Here is a 4,710-nt window from a genome sequence, read left to right as displayed (position 1 = left end):
GCGACGTCGGCGTGGGCACCGGTGCGGCCGTCGGCGCCGGCGTCGGCGCGGTCGCCGGCGCGGTGTCCGGTTGCCGTGAAGACGGCGGCTGCGGCGCGCGGCCGGGCAACCGTCAGCAATACTACGATGAGCGCGCGGGCCGTTATTATTACTACGACCCGAGCAACGGCCGTTACTACTGGTCGGACGGCTCGCCCCGCTACTAAGCCGGGGAGGACTGCCAATACGTAAAAGGGCGGTCGACTCGTTCGGCCGCCCTTTGTCGTGCCACGTTTCAGCGTCGGGCGACGCGTCAGGATCTGAGGGGTTTGACATGAAGATCGGACAGGCGGCGGCGATCGCCGCGGCGGTGGCGGGCCTTGGCGCCTGCAGCACGATCCAGACGGCGCGCGAGCGCCTGGTGCGCGCGCCGGAGCGCTGCGCCGACCAGACGGTCCAGATCTATTTCGAACCCAACGCGGCCGAAGTGACCGCCGAGGGCCGGGCCGTGATCCGCGAGGCGGCGAACGCGGCGCGCGGCTGCCAGGTCGCCAGGGTCGACGTCCTCGGCCTGGCCGACGCCACCGGCGCGTCGGACGCCAACCTCGAACTCTCCAAGCGCCGGGCCCAGTCGGTGACCGCCGCCCTCGCCGCGGTCGGACTGCCGGACGCCGAATTCCAGGTCGCTGCCGTTGGCGAGGCCGGCGCCGAGACCCCCGCCGGCCAGGCCGCGCCGCTGCGCCGCCGGGCCGATGTCGTCCTGCGGATGACGCGCTGAGGCGCGTCGCCGCCGCCGGCGGTGACGCACGCAAAAGAAGGGCGGGCCCTTGGGCCCGCCGAAAGTGTGCATCATCGAGAAAAGGGGTGCGGAGACGGCAGACTGGCATGATCACCAGTCTCAAGTCGGGGGGGGCGTCGCCGCCTCCGCACACTAAGAACACACGTCCGGGTCAGCCGTTCCGACCCATTTGAAAAAATTCTCCGCCGATTTTTGCGCGCCCCTGACAGGGACAAGCTTGGCGGGAACGGGCCCCTGCGCGCGGCGTTAGGTCCACGTGGGCCGATGCGGCCCGGACGAAAGGGCGCAGTTATGGGGAACGCATTCGCCGCGCGCGGCGGCTTCACGCTGATGCGGACGCCAAGCCATCGCCAACAGGTCGCCCGTCGGCGGCTGGTGGTGGTCGCCGCGGTCTTCGGCCTGGCGCTCGCCAGCGGCGTCATCGGCTCGCTCACAGCGCGGACCGACGTCACCGAAACCGGCCGCGCCTACATCGGCCCGTCCAGCTATTTCCCGTCTGAGTAAGGAGCACCCCCAATGGCGCTTTCCAGCCGCTTTTCGCAACGCCAGACGCTCGGCGTCACCCGCGCCCGGCAGGGGCGTTCGGGCCGGCATGTTCTGTGGGTGCTGATCGTCGCCCTCGTGCTGGTGGTGATCGCCTTCGCGGCGACCTACGCCTTCAAGGCCGACGACTTCGCCTCGGCGACGTCCGACAATGGCCGGGCCAGCGCCGGGCAGGCCACCTTCGACGCCCCGGCCCCGGCCCCCAGCAACGCCCGAGCGACCGAAACCCCTCCGCCGCCCGTCGGTCAGTAGCCACGCGCCACAAAACGAAGACGGCCGCCCCTCGGGGCGGCCGTTTTGTTTGGTGCCCTCTCCTCTCCCCCGCGTCGCGCAAGGGAGAGGGTGGGGAGAGCGTCTGCCGCCGGTCAGGCCGCCTGTTTCGACGTCTTCCGCGGATGGAAGAACAGCGCCTGGCCGATCGCCGCCTTCACGGTCTCCGGCTGGAACGGCTTGGTGATCAGGAAGGTCGGCTCCGGGCGCTCGCCGGTCAGCAGGCGCTCGGGGAAGGCGGTGATGAAGATCACCGGCACATCGTAACGGGCGAGGATGTCCTTCACCGCGTCGATGCCGGACGAGCCGTCGGCCAGCTGGATGTCGGCCAGCACCAGGCCCGGGGTCTTGCGGGTGACCGCGTCGACCGCTTCGGTGCGGGTGGCGGCGATATCGACCACCGTGTGGCCGAGCTCGCGGACCAGCGCCTCGATGTCGGCGGCGATGACCGGCTCGTCCTCGATGATCAGCACATCGGTCGCCAGTTCGGCGTCGATCTCGGCCTGGGCCTCGGCGATCAGCTGCTCGACCTCGGCGAAGTCGGCGTCGAGGATCTGCGCGGCCTCGGACGGGGTGAACCCTTCGAGCGCGGTCAGCAGGAACGCCTGGCGCGAGCGCGGGGCGATGCGCATCAGGCGCCGCGTGGTGTCGTCGGCGGCGAAGTCGTCCTCGGCCGGGCTCTCGAGCTGGGCGCCCGAGGTGCACCAGATGGCGTGGAAGACGTGATACAGCGCGACGCGCGGCGTCAGGCTCGCCTCCAGAACCCGTTCGCCGGCGGCGAGGGCCTCCAGCGCGACCCGCACGTAATGATCGCCGGTCGTCTGGTCGCCGGTCAGGGCGCGAGCGTAGCGACGCACGTAAGGCAGGTGCGGCGCGAGGCGGGCAAGAAGACTCAAGGGTGACCCCTCCCGTTGGACATCGGATTACGGCAGCGTCGAGCGAGAAGCCTCGCCCCCACTGCTGGCTAGCATGATGCAAAAACGCCACGTGAGGGAACCGGTTCCCAGGACTCGATGTTTTGCGCATCTTACCCTCTACGAACATGGAACCCGTGGCCGGAGTGGGGCGTTGAGCGGCGACAAGGACCAAAAGAGGGGGCGGCCGCCGCGTGAGCGGAGCGCCGATACCATGATCGAACAACGGCCTTCCGAGGAACGGCGCAAGTCGTCGGCTGCTCTGGACGAAGCTCGCCTGCGTCAGCAGGCCATCGGCGTGCGCCTTCGTCAAATGTTCGACGAGGTGGTCAACGAGCAGGTGCCGGACGAATTCCTGGAGATTCTGCGACGCGCCGACAGCCGTGCGGAGAACGGCTGATGGCGGACGCCCGGGAGTCCCGCCCGCCCCGCACCGACGCGGACGATAACGCGTTCAAGAAAGAGCTGGTTCAGCTCATTCCGCATCTGCGCGCCTTTGCCCGCACCCTTTGCGGCGACCCCGCCGCGGCCGACGACCTGGCGCAGGACGCCATGATGAAGGCCTGGGACGCGCGCGCCAGCTTCCAGATGGGCACGAACATGAAGGCCTGGACCTTCATGATCCTGCGCAACCAGTTCTATTCGGAGAAGCGCCGCTCCTGGCGCCAGAGCCAGCTCGACCAGGAGGCCGCGGAGCGGACCCTGGTGGCGGTGGACGATCCGGAGGCGCCGGTCGCGCTGGACGAGCTGCGTCAGGGGCTGGCCATGTTGCCCCCGGAACAGCGCGAAGCCCTGATCCTCGTCGGCGCCGGCGGCTTCGCCTACGAAGAGGCGGCCGAGATCTGCAACTGCGCGGTCGGCACCGTGAAGAGCCGCGTCAGCCGCGCCCGCCGCGCCCTGCACGCCATCCTCGACGAGGGCAACTATCAGCGCGACGGCGCCTCGGCTGGAGACGCCATGCGGGCTATTCTGGCTGACGCGGAGCGGCTAAGCACCGTCCGTTGAGGATGGGAGACCGGGCCATGTCGGGCCTGCCGAAGCCCTCGGTGCGGACTATCCGCGTCCGCCTGATGGCGGCGCTCGCGGCGGCCCTGCTGCCGGTGCTGCTGCTTGGCGTCATTCAGTCGGCCATCGCCTTCCATCGCGAGGGCGCGCTGCTGCGCGAGAACCTCGGCTTCGCCGCCCGGCGCAGCGCCGCCACCGCGCTCGCCCGCACCGAGGCCGCCGGGGTCCTGCTGGACACCCTGGCAGCCAGCCCGGCCGCGGGATCGTGCAGCGACCGGCTCGCGCGGGTGCGCAACCGGGTGCCCGGCTACGAGAACCTCATCCGCTTGCGGCGCGACGGCGAGGTCGCCTGCGCCGCGACCGCCGCGCCGAACGCGGCCGGCCATGCCGGCGACGCCTGGTTCCGCCGCCTGGCGGCCGGCGACAACCTTGTCGTCGTGGCCGAGGCCGGGCCGGATTACGCCCGCGTTCCCTCCGTGCTCCTGGCCACGCCCGCCCGGGACGCCGAGGGCCGCTTCGACGGCGCCCTGGCGGCGGTGATCTCGCTCGCCAGCCTGCAGCCCTCCACCGCCGAGCTGCCGCGCGGCGCGCAGGTCGCCCTGATCGACGAGCTCGGCCGGACGATCAGCACCACCGACCCGCAGCTGATCACCGGCCTGCCGGAGGGCTGGCAAGCGCGCGCCGTCAAGGACCGCTCGATGCTGTGGTACGCCGAAGGCGCGCGCGGCGAGCGCCGCGTGTTCTCCGCCGCCCCCCTGGTCGGCGACGACGTGTTCGTGGTGATCTCGGCCCGCTCGCCCAGCCTGCTGTCCTGGGGCTGGTTGAACCCCCTCACCGGCGTCGTCTTCCCGCTGCTGACCTTCGTTCTGGCCCTGGCGGCGGTGACGGCGGTGACCGAGCGTGTCGTCGTCCGCTGGATCGCCTACCTGCAGCGCATCGCCTCGCTCTACGCCCGCGGGCGCTTCAGCGTCCGCCCCGTGCAGGCCGAGCAGATGCCGCCGGAGATCCGCGAACTGGCCGAGACCCTGGAGGACATGGCCGACGCCATCGTCGGTCGCGACGCCTCCCTGCGGGACAACCTCGCCCAGAAGGACGCGCTGATGCGCGAGATCCATCACCGGGTGAAGAACAACCTGCAAGTCATCTCCAGCCTGCTCAACATGCAGCAGCGGGCGCTGTCCGACCCGGCCGCCCGGGCGG

General features: G+C 70.8%; 7 protein-coding genes and 1 pseudogene. 7 read left to right on the top strand and 1 reads right to left on the bottom strand.

What is annotated here, in order from left to right; translation table 11 throughout:
* The 4 genes and pseudogenes from ACILRF_RS14470 to ACILRF_RS14455 form a co-directional block, all read left to right on the top strand.
* Nucleotides 1-206, top strand: a pseudogene (locus ACILRF_RS14470) (hypothetical protein); the annotation flags it as partial.
* A gap of 107 nt (nucleotides 207-313) precedes the next feature.
* Entirely contained in the window at nucleotides 314-757 is a 444-nt protein-coding gene (locus ACILRF_RS14465) for an OmpA family protein (protein ID WP_395674095.1), read from the top strand.
* 312 nt (nucleotides 758-1,069) lie between these two features.
* On the top strand, nucleotides 1,070-1,282 hold the full coding sequence (locus tag ACILRF_RS14460) for a hypothetical protein (protein WP_395674093.1): 213 nt from the start codon (nucleotides 1,070-1,072) through the stop codon (nucleotides 1,280-1,282).
* Nucleotides 1,283-1,294: 12 nt separating this feature from the next.
* Nucleotides 1,295-1,573: a hypothetical protein gene (locus ACILRF_RS14455; RefSeq protein ID WP_395674091.1), complete on the top strand. Its 279-nt coding sequence runs from the start codon at nucleotides 1,295-1,297 to the stop codon at nucleotides 1,571-1,573.
* A gap of 113 nt (nucleotides 1,574-1,686) precedes the next feature.
* Here ACILRF_RS14455 and ACILRF_RS14450 read toward each other — a convergent pair whose 3' ends face one another.
* Nucleotides 1,687-2,487 (bottom strand): response regulator, encoded by an 801-nt coding sequence (locus ACILRF_RS14450; RefSeq protein ID WP_395674090.1) that lies wholly within the window; start codon nucleotides 2,485-2,487, stop codon nucleotides 1,687-1,689.
* A 232-nt stretch (nucleotides 2,488-2,719) separates the two neighbouring features.
* Here ACILRF_RS14450 and ACILRF_RS14445 point away from each other — a divergent pair, with 232 nt between their 5' ends.
* From ACILRF_RS14445 to ACILRF_RS14435, 3 genes are all read left to right on the top strand, one after another.
* Nucleotides 2,720-2,905 carry a NepR family anti-sigma factor gene (locus ACILRF_RS14445; protein ID WP_395674097.1) on the top strand — a complete coding sequence of 62 codons (186 nt, stop codon included), beginning with the start codon at nucleotides 2,720-2,722 and terminating at the stop codon, nucleotides 2,903-2,905.
* Nucleotides 2,905-3,510, top strand: coding sequence for a sigma-70 family RNA polymerase sigma factor (locus ACILRF_RS14440; RefSeq protein ID WP_395674088.1), 606 nt, complete (start codon nucleotides 2,905-2,907; stop codon nucleotides 3,508-3,510). Before ACILRF_RS14445 ends, ACILRF_RS14440 begins: the two co-directional genes overlap by 1 nt.
* Nucleotides 3,511-3,527: 17 nt before the next feature.
* The coding region (locus tag ACILRF_RS14435) for a histidine kinase dimerization/phosphoacceptor domain -containing protein (RefSeq protein WP_395674086.1) at nucleotides 3,528-4,710 on the top strand (1,183 nt) is incomplete at its 3' end.

The organism is Phenylobacterium sp., from assembly GCF_044236515.1.
Lineage (GTDB): Bacteria > Pseudomonadota > Alphaproteobacteria > Caulobacterales > Caulobacteraceae > Phenylobacterium.
This window is presented reverse-complemented; position numbering and strand designations above follow the sequence as displayed.